General features: G+C 44.5%; 18 protein-coding genes. 5 read left to right on the forward strand and 13 right to left on the reverse strand.

The window, feature by feature from the left end:
* Nucleotides 1-118: 118 nt before the first annotated feature.
* A complete protein-coding gene (locus JGK22_RS10150; protein WP_293196695.1) occupies nt 119-1267 on the reverse strand; it encodes a Re/Si-specific NAD(P)(+) transhydrogenase subunit alpha in 1149 nt (382 codons plus the stop codon).
* A gap of 326 nt (nt 1268-1593) precedes the next feature.
* On the opposite strand from JGK22_RS10150, the gene JGK22_RS10155 reads away from it, so the two are divergent.
* From JGK22_RS10155 to JGK22_RS10170, 4 genes are all read left to right on the forward strand, one after another.
* Entirely contained in the window at nt 1594-1719 is a 126-nt protein-coding gene (locus JGK22_RS10155; RefSeq protein ID WP_293178159.1) for a hypothetical protein, read from the forward strand.
* A gap of 32 nt (nt 1720-1751) precedes the next feature.
* A complete protein-coding gene (locus JGK22_RS10160) occupies nt 1752-2264 on the forward strand; it encodes a DUF2808 domain-containing protein (RefSeq protein ID WP_293178156.1) in 513 nt (170 codons plus the stop codon).
* Between the two features lie 399 nt (nt 2265-2663).
* Entirely contained in the window at nt 2664-3932 is a 1269-nt protein-coding gene (locus JGK22_RS10165; RefSeq protein ID WP_293312798.1) for an MFS transporter, read from the forward strand.
* Nucleotides 3933-4037: 105 nt separating this feature from the next.
* A complete protein-coding gene (locus JGK22_RS10170) occupies nt 4038-5621 on the forward strand; it encodes an MDR family MFS transporter (RefSeq protein ID WP_293217588.1) in 1584 nt (527 codons plus the stop codon).
* Nucleotides 5622-5695: 74 nt separating this feature from the next.
* On the opposite strand, the gene JGK22_RS10175 is transcribed toward JGK22_RS10170, so the two are convergent.
* From JGK22_RS10175 to JGK22_RS10200, 6 genes are all read right to left on the reverse strand, one after another.
* Nucleotides 5696-6463 carry an ATP-binding cassette domain-containing protein gene (locus JGK22_RS10175; RefSeq protein ID WP_293281451.1) on the reverse strand — a complete coding sequence of 256 codons (768 nt, stop codon included), beginning with the start codon at nt 6461-6463 and terminating at the stop codon, nt 5696-5698.
* A 157-nt stretch (nt 6464-6620) separates the two neighbouring features.
* Entirely contained in the window at nt 6621-7499 is an 879-nt protein-coding gene (gene glyQ, locus JGK22_RS10180) for a glycine--tRNA ligase subunit alpha (RefSeq protein ID WP_293205817.1), read from the reverse strand.
* A gap of 158 nt (nt 7500-7657) precedes the next feature.
* Nucleotides 7658-7999 (reverse strand): hypothetical protein, encoded by a 342-nt coding sequence (locus tag JGK22_RS10185; protein ID WP_293312800.1) that lies wholly within the window; start codon nt 7997-7999, stop codon nt 7658-7660.
* A 75-nt stretch (nt 8000-8074) separates the two neighbouring features.
* Nucleotides 8075-10372 carry an NACHT domain-containing protein gene (locus tag JGK22_RS10190; RefSeq protein WP_293276831.1) on the reverse strand — a complete coding sequence of 766 codons (2298 nt, stop codon included), beginning with the start codon at nt 10370-10372 and terminating at the stop codon, nt 8075-8077.
* Nucleotides 10373-10750: 378 nt separating this feature from the next.
* Nucleotides 10751-11077, reverse strand: coding sequence for an XRE family transcriptional regulator (locus tag JGK22_RS10195; protein WP_293178127.1), 327 nt, complete (start codon nt 11075-11077; stop codon nt 10751-10753).
* Nucleotides 11074-11448, reverse strand: a complete 375-nt coding sequence (locus JGK22_RS10200) for a type II toxin-antitoxin system RelE/ParE family toxin (RefSeq protein ID WP_293178124.1) — start codon at nt 11446-11448, stop codon at nt 11074-11076. Before JGK22_RS10200 ends, JGK22_RS10195 begins: the two co-directional genes overlap by 4 nt.
* 153 nt (nt 11449-11601) lie before the next feature.
* On the opposite strand from JGK22_RS10200, the gene JGK22_RS10205 reads away from it, so the two are divergent.
* Nucleotides 11602-12732 carry an Rpn family recombination-promoting nuclease/putative transposase gene (locus JGK22_RS10205; protein WP_293243363.1) on the forward strand — a complete coding sequence of 377 codons (1131 nt, stop codon included), beginning with the start codon at nt 11602-11604 and terminating at the stop codon, nt 12730-12732.
* Nucleotides 12733-12904: 172 nt separating this feature from the next.
* Here the strand turns inward: JGK22_RS10205 and JGK22_RS10210 are convergent, their stop codons facing one another.
* The 6 genes from JGK22_RS10210 to JGK22_RS10235 all read right to left on the reverse strand — a co-directional run bounded on the left by JGK22_RS10210 (nt 12905) and on the right by JGK22_RS10235 (nt 15704).
* The gene (locus JGK22_RS10210) at nt 12905-13081 is read right to left on the reverse strand and encodes an NfeD family protein (protein WP_366025462.1); all 177 of its coding nucleotides are present in this window, start codon (nt 13079-13081) and stop codon (nt 12905-12907) included.
* Between the two features lie 170 nt (nt 13082-13251).
* The gene (locus tag JGK22_RS10215) at nt 13252-13449 is read right to left on the reverse strand and encodes an NfeD family protein (protein WP_366025464.1); all 198 of its coding nucleotides are present in this window, start codon (nt 13447-13449) and stop codon (nt 13252-13254) included.
* 147 nt (nt 13450-13596) lie between these two features.
* Nucleotides 13597-13830 carry an NfeD family protein gene (locus tag JGK22_RS10220; protein WP_293312802.1) on the reverse strand — a complete coding sequence of 78 codons (234 nt, stop codon included), beginning with the start codon at nt 13828-13830 and terminating at the stop codon, nt 13597-13599.
* Nucleotides 13831-14116: 286 nt separating this feature from the next.
* A complete protein-coding gene (locus JGK22_RS10225; RefSeq protein WP_293217608.1) occupies nt 14117-14284 on the reverse strand; it encodes a hypothetical protein in 168 nt (55 codons plus the stop codon).
* 323 nt (nt 14285-14607) lie between these two features.
* Nucleotides 14608-15075 (reverse strand): GNAT family N-acetyltransferase, encoded by a 468-nt coding sequence (locus JGK22_RS10230; protein WP_293312804.1) that lies wholly within the window; start codon nt 15073-15075, stop codon nt 14608-14610.
* A complete protein-coding gene (locus JGK22_RS10235) occupies nt 15072-15704 on the reverse strand; it encodes a type I restriction endonuclease (RefSeq protein WP_293312805.1) in 633 nt (210 codons plus the stop codon). The genes JGK22_RS10230 and JGK22_RS10235 overlap by 4 nt, the downstream gene beginning before the upstream one ends.
* Nucleotides 15705-15735 lie beyond the last annotated feature (31 nt).

The raw sequence follows: 15735 nt of genomic DNA on the forward strand, positions 1-15735 counted from the left end.
AGGCGGACATTGTTTGTGTAGCCGCGATTTCAATCGCCGGGGCTTCATTAGTCCGCGGAGGCGGACATTGTTTGTGTAGCCGCGATTTCAATCGCCGGGTATTCTTGCAAACAATCATCTAACTAACGACTGAAGCCTGAGCCGCCAAAGCATCCCGCACTCGCTGGTTGCTAATTTCGCCATCACGAGCCACACAGGAACCAGCAATGATATCATCTTCAAAATTTAAATTGAGTTCCTTATCTTTCAGCATCAACTGAAGCAAAGCCGAGACATTCTTCGAGTAAGTTTCACTAGCGTGTACTGGCATCGACGACGGTAAATTAATCGGACCGATGACATTAACTCCGTTCCATTCAACATCTTTGCCTGCTTCCGTGCACTCGCAATTCCCACCTTGTTCTGCTGCCAAGTCAACAATTATTGCTCCCGGTTTCATTTGAGAAACCATTTCTCTGGTAACTAAAATCGGGGCTTTTCTACCAGGAACTTGAGCGGTTGTAATTACTGCATCAGAAGCGCCGACGTGCTGGGTGAGCACTTGGCGGGTGTGTTCTTTAGCTGCTTCTGATAATTCTTTAGCATAGCCGCCTGCTGCTACAGTTTCTTCTTTGAGTTCGACATCAATAAATTTAGCGCCCAAACTTTGCACTTGTTCTTTTGTTTCCGGGCGGATGTCAAATGCTTCGACGACTGCGCCCAAACGACGTGCTGTGGCGATCGCCTGTAAGCCCGCAACGCCCACACCCATCACCAATATTTTCGCGGGGCGAATTGTACCCGCCGCTGTTGTCAACATCGGGAAATATTTCGGTAATGCACAGGCTGCAATCAGTACGGCTTTGTAGCCGGCGACGTTGGCCTGGGATGATAGTGCATCCATGCTTTGGGCGCGGCTGGTGCGCGGAATCATTTCCATGCTGAATGCAGTTATTTTGCGATCGGCCAACCGCTGTACTAACGCCGGATTTCCCAAGGGATTCAAAAATCCGATGAAAACTCCTCCTTCGCGAAGTTGGTGAACTTCTGATTCTTTGAGCTCCCCGATTTTGACGACGACATCGGCTTCGCCCCACAGCGTAGCGGTATCGGCGACAACACGAGCTCCGGCTTCTTCGTAAGCAAGATCCGAGAAAAAGGATTTTGCACCCGCACCCGCCTCAACCCAAACTTCGACGCCTTGTTTGACTAATCGGGCTACAACGTCGGGTACTAAGGCTACCCGGCGTTCCTCTGCTTCGACTTCTTTGGCGATCGCTAATTTCATGGACTCTCCTTATACTCTAGACACAGACATAGACAGGGCGGTTGAAACCGCGTCTACACAGACAAAACCTGACGGGAGCAGGTTGAAATTCAAATTTCCCAGTCGGCGTCCGGCGGACATCGTTTGTGTAGGCGCGATTTCAATCGCTGGCTGTCTTCGTTTGTTTGGCGTGCGACTTCAATCGCTGGCTTCTCACGTTGATACTAAAGCCGATCCCCAAAATTACACTCGCTTCTTTAACTTGTCTTATAGATTCAAATTCACTAAACTGTTAACCTTGCAGCCCAGGGTGATATGATACAATGCTGCCTAATTCGGTAGTTTGAATGTCTGTTGTCAGTATTATTACGCAAAAAAAAATTGAGCGAGCGCGGGCGTTTCGGCTGAGAGAATTATTGAGAAATTCGGTATATTGTAGGCTCGATCGCAAATTTCGGGCGATCGATATTTAAGCTTCACCAGCAGTTTGATTAGAGGAGTGATTATGAAACGATTATTTTCAGCACTAGCAGTTACAGGTTGCTTGCTGACAGGCTTACCGGCCATCAGTTTAGCCCAGTCGATGCCCGGATTCACGATTTTCGGCGGCCCAGAACGCGCCAACCAGTTAAACTATCGCTTGGATTACGGCAAAGCCGGAATGGTTGGCGACAGATACCGGCTGCGAATTCCTTCCAAAAAAGTAAGTTTGGCGATCGCCCAACTCAACATTACTTATCCAGACTATTACAAAGGCGAATTCGACCAAAAAGACATTAAAGTGCGCGTCAAAGACAAAACAATAGCATTGCAAGAAGTAATCTGGGACAAAGAAAATCGATTCATAGAAATTTATCCCGCAGAGCCAATTCCTGCCGGTAACAACGTTGAAGTTGTCCTCTCCAACGTCAGAAACCCAAGTCCGGGCGGAATGTACCATTTCAACGTCCGCATTCGCACTCCTGGGGACGTTCCATTGATGCGTTATTTAGGGACTTGGCTGTTGAGCATTGATTGAGGTTCCCGGAAGCAAATTTTAGCTAAACAGGCGATCGCGACAGAAAGATATCACTGTGGCGATCGTTTTGCTGTAGGGAAGAAATTAACAAGATAATTCGCGATCGCACCGATGGCCAGAAACCGGGTTTTTTCTCAAAAATACTAGATTGCAGCCCGCAGATACGCAAAAAACCCGGTTTCTTTGCAAGGAGTGCATAAACCCTGAATACTCAAATCCTAATTTTCCGAAATCCTAAAATAGAACCAGAGGCCCATACCGCAATTCTATTTGATTCCTAAAATAAGTCTAGGGGAAGCCCACGGATGTTTGCCCCTCGCTAATTAGGCGTAGGCTTAGGGGTGCTATCCCGACAAAATGTTTACGAATCACATAGGATTGCTCAAGCCGTACTGATACATGAATCTACAAGCAAAAATCAAAAAAATCAAACTTCCGCCAGCCCTGCGATCGCAAAACTACCGCCTATTTTTTGCAGGACAAGGCATCTCGCTGATTGGCAGTTGGATGACCCAAGTTGCTACAGTGTGGCTGGTCTACAATTTAAGCGATTCACCTTGGATGCTGGGCGTAGTCGGATTTACCAGTCAAATTCCCACATTAATCTTACTGCCTTTTGCCGGAGTTTTAATCGATCGCACGAACCGGCACCGAGTGATAATTACCACTCAGATCTTAGCGATGGTTCAATCCTTAGCCCTAGCATTTTTAGCGCTAACAGGAGCCGTCAACATTTGGCAGCTTTTGGTACTGAGTTTATTTCAAGGGGCAATTAACGCCTTTGACGCGCCCGCACGGCAAGCATTTGTCCCCGAACTCGTAGAAAAGAAAGAAGACTTAGCAAATGCGATCGCCCTCAACGCTTCCATGTTCAACGGAGCCAGACTAATCGGCCCAGCAATTGCCGGATTGGTAATAGGTACAGTGGGCGCCAGTTATTGTTTTCTGATTGACGGAATCAGTTACATCGCTGTGATTGCAGGCTTATTAGCAATGCAGATCAAACCCCGTAAAATAGCAGCAAGCAATACCAAACCCTTACAAAGATTAAAAGAAGGATTCGATTACGCCTTCGGATTTCCCCCGATTCGAGCCATCTTACTGCTATTAGCATTAGTCAGCTTCGCCGGAATGTCCCACACAGTATTAGTCCCAATTTTTGCCACCAAAATTCTCAACGGCGGCCCGCAAACCCTCGGATTTTTGATGGCAGCTTCCGGAGTCGGAGCATTTGCAGGCGCGATTTATTTAATCGGACGAAAAAGTATCGTAGGCATCGGCAAACTGATTGCAATTTCGCCAGCAATCATGGGATTTGGATTGATTGGTTTTGGCTTGTCCCGCATTTTGTGGCTGTCATTAATCATGATGTTGTTTGTAGGATTTGGTTTCATCATCCAATTTGCCGGAGGAAACACATTTTTGCAAACAATAGTAGAAGACGACAAACGTGGCAGAGTAATGAGCATCTACACGATGGCATTTTTTGGAGTGACACCGTTTGGTAATTTAGTAGCAGGTGGAATGGCAAATTATATCGGCTCTCCCAATACAGTCATACTTGGTGGTATAATTTGTATTTTAGGTTCAATAATTTTTACCAGACAGTTGCCAGCTTTAAAAAACTTAGTCAGACCACTTTATCAAAAAATGGGTTTAATTTGCTAAAAAATTGGTAAACTTCTCTCCTTCTTGATTCCCCTCTCTTACTCTGCGCCCTCTGCGCCCTCTGCGGTTAAAAAATCCAAATTCATTACACCAGAGGTAAAACCAATGGCAAATACCAGTGCAATTCCCCAGAAGCAGAGCGACGATCGCGTTCCCCTAAAAACCTGGATCGGCGTCATGGGAACAATTCTCGGCGCATTCATGGCAGTTTTGGACATCCAAATCACCAACGCTTCTCTCCGAGATATTCAAGCAGCTTTAGGCGCAACATTAGAAGAAGGTTCTTGGATTTCCACCGCCTATCTAGTCGCAGAAATAGTCGTCATTCCGATTACGGGTTGGCTGTCGCAGGTGTTCTCAGTGCGCCGCTACATCTTGGTAAATGCCGCTTTCTTTGTCTTCTTTTCCATGTGCTGCGCTTGGGCGTGGAATTTGACTTCAATGATTGTATTTAGGGCTTTACAAGGATTGAGTGGCGGAATTTTAATTCCGATGGCTTTTACGTTTTTGCTGACCAATTTGCCGCCCAAAAAGCAGCCGATTGGCATGGCGATGTTTGCACTGACAGCGACTTTTGCACCATCGATTGGCCCGACATTGGGAGGTTGGCTGACGGAGAATTACGGCTGGCAATATGTCTTTTATTTAAACTTGGTGCCGGGGCTGATGCTGCTAGCTGCTGTGTGGTATGCCGTCGCCCCTGCACCGTTGCGGCTAGAACTGCTCAAAGGTGGCGACTGGTGGGGAATTGCCTCAATGGCGATCGGCTTGGGTTCCCTCCAAGTTGTGTTAGAAGAAGGCAGCCGCAAAGACTGGTTTAGTTCTGATTTTATTGTGCGTTTAAGCATAGTTTCTGCTATATTTCTCGGCGCTTTTTTCTGGATTGAACTAACTCGAAAAAAACCGTTTATTAATCTACGACTGCTAACTCGCCGCAATTTCGGCTTAGCAACTATTGTCAATGTTTCGTTAGGTGTAGGATTGTACGGTTCGGTGTTCATTTTACCACTGTATTTAGGTCAGATCCAGCAGTACAATGCCATGCAAATTGGCGAGGTGATTATGTGGGCTGGGGTGCCGCAGTTATTCATCGTACCGCTAGTACCGAAATTGATGCAGCGAATTGATATGCGGTTGCTAATTGCGATCGGTGTGAGTTGTTTTGCGATCAGTTGTTTTATGAATGCTAGTATGACTCATGAAACGGGTATCGATCAGTTGCGTTGGTCGCAATTAGTGCGCGCTTTGGGGCAGCCTTTAATTATGATACCACTATCAACGATCGCCACCGCTGGTATGGAGAAACACGAGGCTGGTTCGGCTTCGGGTTTATTTAATATGATGCGAAATCTGGGTGGTTCGGTGGGAATTGCGGCCCTAGCAACTTTGGTTACTCAACGCGAGCAATTTCACTCGAATCGATTGGGGGAATCTGTTTCTTTGTACTCTCCAGCGACGCAGGAACGAATCAATCAAATGACTCAGTATTTTGTAAGTCGCGGTGCTGATTTGAGCGTGGCGAAAGAACAGGCAATTAAGGCGATTGATAGTATTGTGCGCCGCGAAGCTTATGTGATGGCTTTTAATGATTGTTTTTACTTTGTGGGAATTGCTTTGTTGTTAAGCGGGATTGCTATTTTGGGTTTTCAAAAGGTGAAACCGGGTGCTGGTGGTGGGGGTGCTCATTGAGATTCAGCGCTTTCTTCTATATAAAAAAGCGCTGAAGCGCAACAACGTACCTCAAGAAATGTTTTTTAGTTTATTCACCATTCTTGTTGGGCTTCTGCTTCTGCTTGGATTAAATTTTGTCGTAGTTGCACCCAATCTATTTGATTAGATGGCAAATCTTCGATGAGTTTTCCGCGCTGTAAATGCAGAATTCTGGTGCTAAATTGCTCGGATAATTCTAATTGGTGATTGACCATTAAAATTGTGGTTTGATTGTTAGTTAGCTGTGTCAATACTTCCAAAAGGTTGGCGGCTTTTCCTGCATCGAGGGCGGATGTTGGTTCGTCTAAAAGCAAGATTTTTGGTTGTAGAATGATGCCGCGGGCGATCGCCACTAACTGCTTTTGGCCCGTGGAAAGCTGCAATTCCGTGCGATCGAGTAATTCTTGGGGTATCCGCAGTTGTGCGATCGCCCCGCTAATTCTCTCAGCAATGTTTGATGCAGCCACGCCCCGCAGCTTCAAAGGATAAGCCAAAGCTTCCCGCACCGACATCCCCAACAGCTTCGATTCCTGTAGAATCAGGGTAATTTGGCGCCGAAGTTCGATCGGCGGAATTTGCCGATAATCTGTATTTTCCAGATAAATCGAGCCAGTCGTGGGGCTGCTGAGTCGGTTCAGCAACCGCAACAGCGTGGTTTTCCCAGCCCCCGAAGGGCCGACAATTGCCACGCGAGATCCCTTTTGTACCTGAAACGAAATATTGTCCAATAAGTAGCTAGAGGCGATCGGTGTTTTAAAACTTACACCATCAACCCGCAATTGAGGAGTAGTTTCTGGATAATTTTCAGAATAATTAGGCATTAAATTAATTTAAAATATGATATTTCTGCAAGCAAATATGTGTGTAGGGGCGAAGCATTACCGCAATCAGCATAAGATTATAACTAATAACTTATATGCGGTAATGCTTCGCCCTCTTCAAAACCCAGATGCACCCGAATTTCACATTACTTACTTCTCAAACCTTCACAGCTTTCTCCAATGGGAAACCCAACTGTTCCCGCTGTTCCAAATAAAGCTGAGCCACCCGCCGCGCCAAGTTGCGAATTTTGGTAATGTACCGAGTTCTCTCCGTTACCGAAATCACACCTCTAGCATCGAGCAAATTGAAAGTATGCGAACATTTTAACACATAATCAAGACTAGGCAAAACCAATCCTTTCTTAGTCAATTGTTCTGCTTCTTGTTCGTACAGCCCAAACAAAGTAAACAGCAATTCAGGATTGGAAGCTTCAAAGTTATAAGTACACTGTTCTATTTCTCCTTGCAGGTAAACATCGCCGTAAGTAATGCCATCTGTCCACTGGATTTTGGTCATCGCATCGACTTCTTGCAGATACATTGCGAGGCGTTCTAGCCCGTAGGTAATCTCAATCGAAACCGGGCGACAATCAATGCTGCCGCACTGTTGAAAATAGGTAAATTGGGTGATTTCCATGCCATCCAGCCAGACTTCCCAACCCACGCCCCAAGCGCCTAAAGTTGGAGATTCCCAGTTATCTTCTACGAAGCGAATGTCGTGGTCTTCCGGTTTAATTCCTAATGCTCTGAGCGAGTCTAAATAAACTTCTTGAATGTTGGGAGGAGAAGGTTTAATCAGAACTTGATATTGATAGTAATGTTGGAAGCGATTCGGATTTTCGCCGTAGCGTCCGTCGGTGGGGCGGCGACAGGGTTCTACGTAGGCGACAGACCAAGGTTCAGGGCCAATTGCTCTGAGAAAAGTGTGGGGATTCATGGTTCCTGCACCTTTTTCTGTGTCGTAGGATTGGGCGATCAGGCAGCCTCGATCGCTCCAGAATTTGTTTAAGGTGGCAATGACTGATTGAAAGTTCACTGGTTTAAATATGGTTAGTAAGTGTCTAAACTTATTTAAGCATACTCAAGGCAATGTTTATTGAAATAAACCATGTATCGCTGGATATTTAAGTTCTTTTTTCAGGTATATTGTATCGATCGAGTTATGGCGATCGATAGCAATGTTTTCTATATCGATCAGTGTTTGTAAGCATGAGCTTTGGCTAAGCGCAGCCAATGTTCTAGGAGCAAGTATCGCTCGAGTTCGACTTCTTCCGATCGCGAGAGAGTACCGGATTTATTGCGATCGAGCAATTCGCTCATCCGGGTTTGCAATGCAGGCGTGGGGCGGATAGCGAGGATGACTTCTGGGCTGGGTTGACTCGCAAGCAGTTCGACGATTTGGAGTTCGTCTTGGTAGGGGATGGTTTCTGGGGGGGTGAGTTCCTGGAGTGCGCGATCGAGGGCTTCTGGGAGGCGATCGCCCAATGCGTGCAGTTGTTCGCCGAGGCGATCGGGGACTTCTAGAATAATTTGCATTAGCGCGGTGATGTGAGGATAGGAATTACTTTGATTATAACAAATGGGCGATCGATATAATTCTGCGGGCTTTTTTCAATTTCTGTGCTGGCTCGGCAAGAGTAATGTTTCCTCAATTTCCTGCCGAACATTATTACTGACGGAAGTATCACTATTCAAGCAATCGATTAGGAACCAATTAAGCGTATGATACTTCCTAAAGTAATTTTGATGTTCTTCACTTAAGTTTTGATATTGTTCGCTCCATTGTTCTCCAAAAATCAAGAATAGATTACGATATTTAATTACTTTATGTATATCTGAGAGCCACATACAACCGTTTTCTTGCCACCAGCTAAAGCAACCATCTAAATCATCATCAGAACTTGGTAATCTATCTCGTAAATTTTCAAGGAAATATTTAAGATTATCTTCATAAGCGTTTTGACAAGCATTAACATCGAATACTTTAACAAAATTGGAAATTCTATTTTTCATCTCGCCCTGAAAGCGCTCTCGACCACCTATCCAGATATGTCCCGAAATAAAGGTTTGGATAAGAGTGCTGTCGAGAGCCATGACATCTAGGATAGGCTCCCCACTCTTGAATCCAGCGTGGATTGACAACCCTGTCTGACGTAAAACAAATAATAAACATTTTTCAAAATAGAATGTCCGAATAATTGCTAAACTATATGGGATTTTAAGTTCAGTTTGTACAATTAAAGATTTACCTTCGATATACCCAAGAAAACTCGTTAGTAGAGGTTTTGAATTAGATAGTAAATCTATTTCGGATTTCAGTGCTACTAGAAATTGTTCGAGATTTGATGACATTTCAGCCATTAATATGAAAACTTCACGCCAATAATGATCTGTAGTAGCGTTGACCAAACCTGTTAACCCTGTATGACCATGAAACCACTTCGCTACTAAATACTCTTGAAAAGTCAGATGAGAAAATGACCAATAGCCTGCCGAGCGCTCGATCAGTAATCCGGTTTCTGTCTCGAATATTTTCATAATGTTTCTGGCAGTAGAACGTTCAACTCCAAAATAGTTACAAATGAATTTTTCTAGAGTTTGTTCTTCAGGGAAATAGTCATTTTTCTCAAATAGCATTACTGCTAACTCTGCCAAAAACTCCTCTTTGATATCAATGGTTAATTTCCGATCGCTGGGCATTCGTTTCAGTCGCTCCAATAAATGACGCATCCCTTTTTCGTAAAGCTGAGAGCGTTTTTTAGGTAGGTTGCCCTGCTCATCCCGAAACACTGCACAAATCAAATTTAGCAGTACAGGTGTAACGGTGAGTTCTGCAATAGTTTTGTTCTCTGTTGCTCGAAGTTGATGCTGTAATTGAGTTGTAAGGGATGCCTGAGTACCTGAATCCACTATGTTAAACCAATTTTCCACGAATCGATCGACTTGTTTTGGCGTAAAGTCAGCCACTTCGACATCCGTAAAACCTTCTAGCTCTTTCTGGCTCTGGGTTCGGCAAGTAATGACCAATCGGTTGTTGCGGTATCCAAAATCTCGTACCGCATCAATCACATTCTCGATATCCTCTGGAGGAACTTCATCTAAGCCATCGAGCAATACTAACGATCTTCCCTGCACTAAAATCTCTTTGGCATTTGCATCGCACCCGTTCGATTGGTTTGCCAATTCCTTAGCCAAATAATCCAACAGATTCCACGACGTTTTCATTTTGTGAACCATTTTCGCAAACTCTGGCAACGCCACAAACAGCGGTACTAAATCAGCAAAAAATTCTTCCTCTGGCTGAATGCACTTTACTGCCAATGATTTAAGAAATGTTGTTTTTCCTGCTCCAGGTTTACCTAACACCAACAATTTGGCGTAGTCTTTGATGACTGAGATTGCCTCCACTCCTTTCTGTTTAACCTGACTCAAACTCAGGCGATCGAAATCCTGGCGATTACCTGGTTCATATTCGCCCCGCCAGTTAGAAAAATGACGTGAAGAACTGACTTGCTCTAACACATTCAGGTCAATGTAAATTTTGTCCACTGGCACAGGTTGACTCACTGAGAACATCCGCATTGTGCCGATGATGCTATCTGGGGCAGTGATGAAAGGCAGAAGGCGCGATCGCACTTGCTGAACTAACGCATCCAGATTAGAGTCTTTGTTTTGCACTGGTTCTGCTGCTTCTGGTTCAGCAATGTCTTCCCACTTTAGCCCTAGCTTTGTGCATACATCCATGAAAACATCGCAATCAATTGGGTTGCCTTTGAGCAAACTCCAGATGGTTTGTCGAGAACAATCCACAGCACCAGCCAGGTAAGTTTGTCCTCCTTGTTTTCGTCTCAAGGCTTTTCGGATGTCTTTAATACCTTGTGTAGAAGCTTGGAGCGTTCGCCGTGCCATTAACAAACCTAGAAATTTATCCTCTCAATTATGGCAAATCTGACAAGTCTGACAAGTCTGACAAGTCTGACAAATAGTCAAACACTTACCCTGACCATGCTTCCGAGCCTTTTTGAAACGATGTAAGAGTCGATTTCAAACTACTGATGATGAAACTGTCCAACAAAAAGAAACTGCTGAAAGTAACCGAGTTTGCAGTGGTGGGCGTTGCCACTTGCCTCAATCCCCAAGCAGGACTTCTGCTCTTTGTGCTCAAGCTGTGCTTTCTAATCCTGACAGAGTTGCAGAAAGATGAGAGAGACGAGTCAAATAGATAAAAGCTAGAAGCCCCGATCGCCTTTGCGAAAAAATTCAACAGGGCGATCGGTTCCCCAATTCCTATAGCAATATCACAGTTTCAGCAGATTGATTTCCCCCATTACGAGGGCGAAGATGTAAGGTGATTTCCGTATCGAGTCGCTTCAGGAAAATCAGTAGTTTTCCTTCGCTGAACCGTTGAAACTCTCCGTTCATTAAATGAGATACTTCTGGCTGTGGAATTCCAAGTAATTCGCTCATTTCACGCTGTTCTAAGTTGCGCTGTTTTAACAGGCGAAGTACCTGAATACCGATTTTACCTCGCGCAAAAAGTTCATCAGCATCTGCCAATCCAAGGTCAGCAAATACATTACCACTGCTTTCTTCAAAAATAGTTTCTTCTGTCATAATTGTTCCTCCCTAGCTAGTGCGTCTTGATAGCGTTTTTTAATTAAGTCAACATCAGCCTGTGGGGTTTTAATCCCTTGCTTTGATTTCTTCTGAAAAGCGTGCAATACATAGATTTTTTCACCAATCTTTACAGCATAAACTGCCCTGTAAGTATCGGTATCGTAACGTTTGACGATTTCATACACACCGCTTTCCACCCCTTTAAAGGGCTTGGCTGACAAAGGTGTTTCCCCAGCTTGCACCAGTTGTAGGGAATAACCTACGGCTTTTTGTACCTCTTCAGGAAACTCGCGGATATTTTTGCGAGAGTCTCCCATCCAAACAAGAGGTCGTAAAGGCACTTCTGTAGTATCTTTGTTATCGACCATTTTATCCGAAATTTCCTGTAAAAACAAAGTTAGACAATAGCATAAAATGTTGCCAAGCCTAAAAATCAATTTCCCCGATTGTGGGTTCTTGCGTTATGTTTGTTCCTCTCTTGGCATGGTATAATACCAATCTTCGATTCCCATCGACAACTCATGAAAACAGACACCATTTTCTACAGCCTGTTTCAGGAATTTCCCAGCTTCTTCTTTGAACTGATCGATCGCCCTCCAGAAGAAGCCGCCGCCTATGAATTCACCTCCCGCGAAATCAAACAACTGGCATTCCGCATCGATGGCTTATTTCTCCCCACCACCGAAGAACCGGAAAAACCATTTTACTTAGCGGAAGTTCAGTTTCAACCCGATCCCGACTTGTACTACCGCATCTTTGGCGAGCTCTTTCTCTATCTGCGACAATACAAACCCGTCAATCCTTGGCGCGTGGTTGTCATCTATCCTAGCCGTCGGATCGAACACGAACAGATGCTGCAATTTCAGGAACTCCTAACCAGTCAGCGGGTGCAACGGATTTACCTCGATGAATTGCCAGAAGCCGCAGATCGATCGCTGGGAGTCAAAGTTGTTAAACTGGTAATCGAGCCAGCAGAGACAGCCGCAGAACAAGCACGGCAGTCGATCGCAATGGCCCGCCAACAGTTGTCCGATCCCACCGTTTTACGCGATTTAATTAACCTCATCGAAACAATTATCGTCTACAAACTCCCCCAAAAAAGCCGCGAGGAAATTGCCACCATGCTAAATTTAAGCGAACTCAGACAAACTCGATTTTATCAGGAAGTCAAGCAAGAAGGTTTAGAAGAAGGACTCGAACAAGGTGGGCAGCAGGCGAAGTTAGAAGCCATTCGTCGGATGATAGCATTTGGAATGAATTTAGAGACGATCGCACAATTATTAGATTTGTCTGTAGAATTTGTGCGGCAAACAATTCACAAAATCCAACGGGAATCCATGTCAGTCCCCGAACAAAAGATTGACTCGTTGATCGAACTATTAACTCACCAGCGATCGCTCTTTTCGGCCACACAATTAACTGAACTAGCGCAGCTAATTGAACCCTTATCCGATAAAAGCGATGTTCTTTCAGAAGTGATTTCATCCTGGGCTGAAAATTACCCTTCAATTCAGGAAGCTCAATCCAAACTGCTCGAACCACTACCGCCAGCTAAAGCATCAGAAACAACAGCAGTCAGTCCAGAAAGTAGCGAATCTCAAATGGGCGATCGCCCCAACAAACAAGCTCTCAAAAATGCCATTTTATTGTAGCTATAATCCGGCGGTTGAAACCGCTACTACACAAACAAAGCCCGCCTCCGCGGGCTAAGAAATAAAAGGGGTATTTCAGCCAAATTGCCACTAAAAAACAGAATAGTCAGAGCCCCGACTTCTTGAAGAAGTCGGGGCTCTAACCGTAAAAAAGTTTGAATTACTTTCTCATTTACTCTGCGGGAGCGAGGGAAACTAAAAGAGTGATTTTGTCAACGCCGATGACATAAACAGTATCTCCGGGTGTGAGGGTGATTTGGCGATCGCACCGTGCGGGCCACCAGCTACCTTGGAAGCGGACGCGACCTGTTTGATTCGGGTAAATCGATTCATCGGTTGATGTAGTTATCCACTAACATATTGTTTTCTGTGCTGTAGGTGTGAATAGAAAAAATCGAACCGAAAGCTTTTGCTAAGTTAAACATTTCCCTGACTCCTTTTGTTTTAAAATATATCGAAGTTTAATCGCCTGTGTATGCTATTTGAAAGGTTGCATTTCCTGATTTTTCAAACTCTGATTTAGTCTGCGGGAACGAGGGAAACTAACAGAGTAATGCTGTCAACGCCGATGACATAAACCGTGTCTCCGGGTGTGAGGGTGATTTGGCGATCGCACCGTGCGGGCCACCAGCTACCTTGGAAGCGGACGCGACCTGTTTGATTCGGGTAAATCGATTCATCGAATTTTTGATTAACAGATTGTTGGCTGTGCTGTATCCTTGAGTGGAGAAGATAGAGCCGAAAGCTTTTACTACGTTGAACATAATATTTACTCCTGTTGTGTTACAATATATGGAATTTTAATCGCCTGTTTCTGCTATTTAAAAGGTCGCATTTCCTGGTTGTTAATGTTCTGATTTAGTCTTAGTCTGCGGGAACGAGGGAAACTAACAGAGTGATGCTGTCAACGCCGATCACATAAACAGTGTCTCCCGGTGTGAGAGTGATTTGGCGATCGCACCGTGCGGGCCACCAGCTACCTTGGAAGCGGACGCGACCTGTTTGATTCGGGTAAATCGATTCATCGACGACTGCTTCTTCGGTGCTGTATCCTTGAGTGGAGAAGATAGAGCCGAAAGCTTTTACTACGTTGAACATAATATTTACTCCTGTTTTGTTACAATAAATGGATGTGTAATTGTCGGTTTGTGCTATTTGAGAGGCTGCATTTCCTCGGTTGAGATTGATTGATTGTCCTGATATTTCATTGTTCTTGTCTTTCCTTCTTTTATCCGGATCGAAGCCCAAGAATTTTTGAAATTTAGAAGGGATTTGAGAAGCGGTTGCGGGAGTTTAAATTCGGTAATTCCGAGGTATTGAATTAACGATTTAGTGGTTGAGCCGTGGGTGGGATTTACCTCAAGGGTAGATGTGGTTATCTACACTAGGGATTGGCTGATTCCGCATTACTGCTGCTGTGAAGATGTTTTATTTTTGGGGTTGCTTTTTTGTGATTGGGCTGTGACTCGTTTGCTTGACACTTACTAATTTCCCAGGAATCGAATGTGTTTGGTGCGATCGCCCTGACACTTTTATCGTCTGGTACTGGCACAGGACACTTGTCCGCCAGGAAACAACGATTTTTTAAAGGTTTTAGCCTACTCATCTGACTGGTAGCTGTGCCAATTTAGGCAACTGGACTAGCGCAGGCTGTGAATCCTGAGTTTACGCAAAGTCGATCGGGCAATCCGGAACATCCATACATATAGCGGTTCTCAGAAAGATTCGCGGACGTTGTTGGGCTTGGGCCCTCTCTCATCTGATGAGGACTGAAGTCCTCACTACGAACCGAGCCTGTAATCCCAATTATTGAACAGATCGAACTTAAAATCAATTCATAAATTCAGAATCTCAAATTCATAAAAGTCATAATTATCAAGAACCTGCTTGATACTGCATAATTGTTACCGGAATTCTGAATAAAGTTTTACCTAACTGAGACAAACCGAACTTGAATTTAAGCGACTGCGGCAAATCTTCCACAGAAACTTCTACAAAGCCAAAGCGAGTATAAAATGATGCGAGTCGCTTTCCCAAACATTCTAAGTATAGCGGTTCTGTAGCCTGTTGAATTAAATGTTTTGTCAGGTAAATGCCCAAACCGCGATCGCGCCAATCCTTCGCCACCACCAAACTACCCAACTCTTCCGCGCCCGTAAACTTCCGCAATTGTCCGCAAGCAGCCAATTTCCCCTCACATTCGATCGCCCAAAATTGCTCCCAGCGCAATTGAGTCGGATCGAGTTTCGCACTCCAAACTAACTTTCTAATTGATTTGATATCTTGCTCCGACGCTTGGCGGATTGTGCATTCTGGGGGTAAGGAAAAAGAACTTGCAATCATGAGTTATAGCTGGAAACTACAGCAGCGATTCGTTTGAAAATGCGAAAAACTTCGTAAAAGTCTTGGGCGCGATCGATTACGAACTCATAAGATAAAGCGTACTGCGGAGTATCTTGTTTAACCAATTTAATGAATCTGAAGTTGCTGCCATTTGTCAGTATCCCAAAAGTTGGTCTGTCAGGATTGGGGTTACTCAGCATATAAAAGAGTAGCTGTGGAAGTCCTGCCTCAAGAGAGTATTGAGCTCGCTTCGCTTCGATCGCCACAACCCAAAAAGATTCAATTAAAAGCAGAATATCAATGCTGCCTCTGACCAGTATACCTTCATCCAATGTAAGAAGTTCCACCGATTTTTCGGACTCTATGTGAAACGGAGTTAGGAAAAAATCTGCTAAAAATAGCAAGGGAGCCAGTACCACCATTTTTACGGTATCTTCTATCATGGGGTACTCGGCACTGTTAATATAGCCAACCTTTATTTTGTCTAGATATCGCTTTTCGACCTCAGTAATTTCTGGTAAATCGTCAATCCACTCCCGGAAGAATTGCTCGTCTTCAGCAAGTTGGAAGTTAAATTTTGTTTTGACATCGCGCAGTGTCAGTGTTTTTGCTTGAATGCTTTGTGTCATAGTTTTCTGTAGCTCTTAGCTAGTTGTAACT

This window comes from Microcoleus sp. PH2017_08_TRC_O_A (genome assembly GCF_020738665.1).
In the GTDB taxonomy this organism is placed as follows: Bacteria; Cyanobacteriota; Cyanobacteriia; order Cyanobacteriales; family Microcoleaceae; genus Microcoleus.

Coding starts and splice junctions, on each gene's coding strand:
- JGK22_RS10150 (WP_293196695.1), bottom strand. CDS start 1,267: ATGAAATTAGCGATCGCCAAAGAAGTCGAAGCAGAGGAACGCCGGGTA.
- JGK22_RS10205 (WP_293243363.1), top strand. CDS start 11,602: ATGAAAACAGACACCATTTTCTACAGCCTGTTTCAGGAATTTCCCAGC.
- JGK22_RS10200 (WP_293178124.1), bottom strand. CDS start 11,448: ATGGTCGATAACAAAGATACTACAGAAGTGCCTTTACGACCTCTTGTT.
- JGK22_RS10170 (WP_293217588.1), top strand. CDS start 4,038: ATGGCAAATACCAGTGCAATTCCCCAGAAGCAGAGCGACGATCGCGTT.
- JGK22_RS10220 (WP_293312802.1), bottom strand. CDS start 13,830: ATGTTCAACGTAGTAAAAGCTTTCGGCTCTATCTTCTCCACTCAAGGA.
- JGK22_RS10185 (WP_293312800.1), bottom strand. CDS start 7,999: ATGCAAATTATTCTAGAAGTCCCCGATCGCCTCGGCGAACAACTGCAC.
- JGK22_RS10235 (WP_293312805.1), bottom strand. CDS start 15,704: ATGACACAAAGCATTCAAGCAAAAACACTGACACTGCGCGATGTCAAA.
- JGK22_RS10195 (WP_293178127.1), bottom strand. CDS start 11,077: ATGACAGAAGAAACTATTTTTGAAGAAAGCAGTGGTAATGTATTTGCT.
- JGK22_RS10160 (WP_293178156.1), top strand. CDS start 1,752: ATGAAACGATTATTTTCAGCACTAGCAGTTACAGGTTGCTTGCTGACA.
- JGK22_RS10190 (WP_293276831.1), bottom strand. CDS start 10,372: ATGGCACGGCGAACGCTCCAAGCTTCTACACAAGGTATTAAAGACATC.
- JGK22_RS10155 (WP_293178159.1), top strand. CDS start 1,594: ATGTCTGTTGTCAGTATTATTACGCAAAAAAAAATTGAGCGAGCGCGG.
- JGK22_RS10165 (WP_293312798.1), top strand. CDS start 2,664: ATGAATCTACAAGCAAAAATCAAAAAAATCAAACTTCCGCCAGCCCTG.
- JGK22_RS10230 (WP_293312804.1), bottom strand. CDS start 15,075: ATGATTGCAAGTTCTTTTTCCTTACCCCCAGAATGCACAATCCGCCAA.
- JGK22_RS10175 (WP_293281451.1), bottom strand. CDS start 6,463: ATGCCTAATTATTCTGAAAATTATCCAGAAACTACTCCTCAATTGCGG.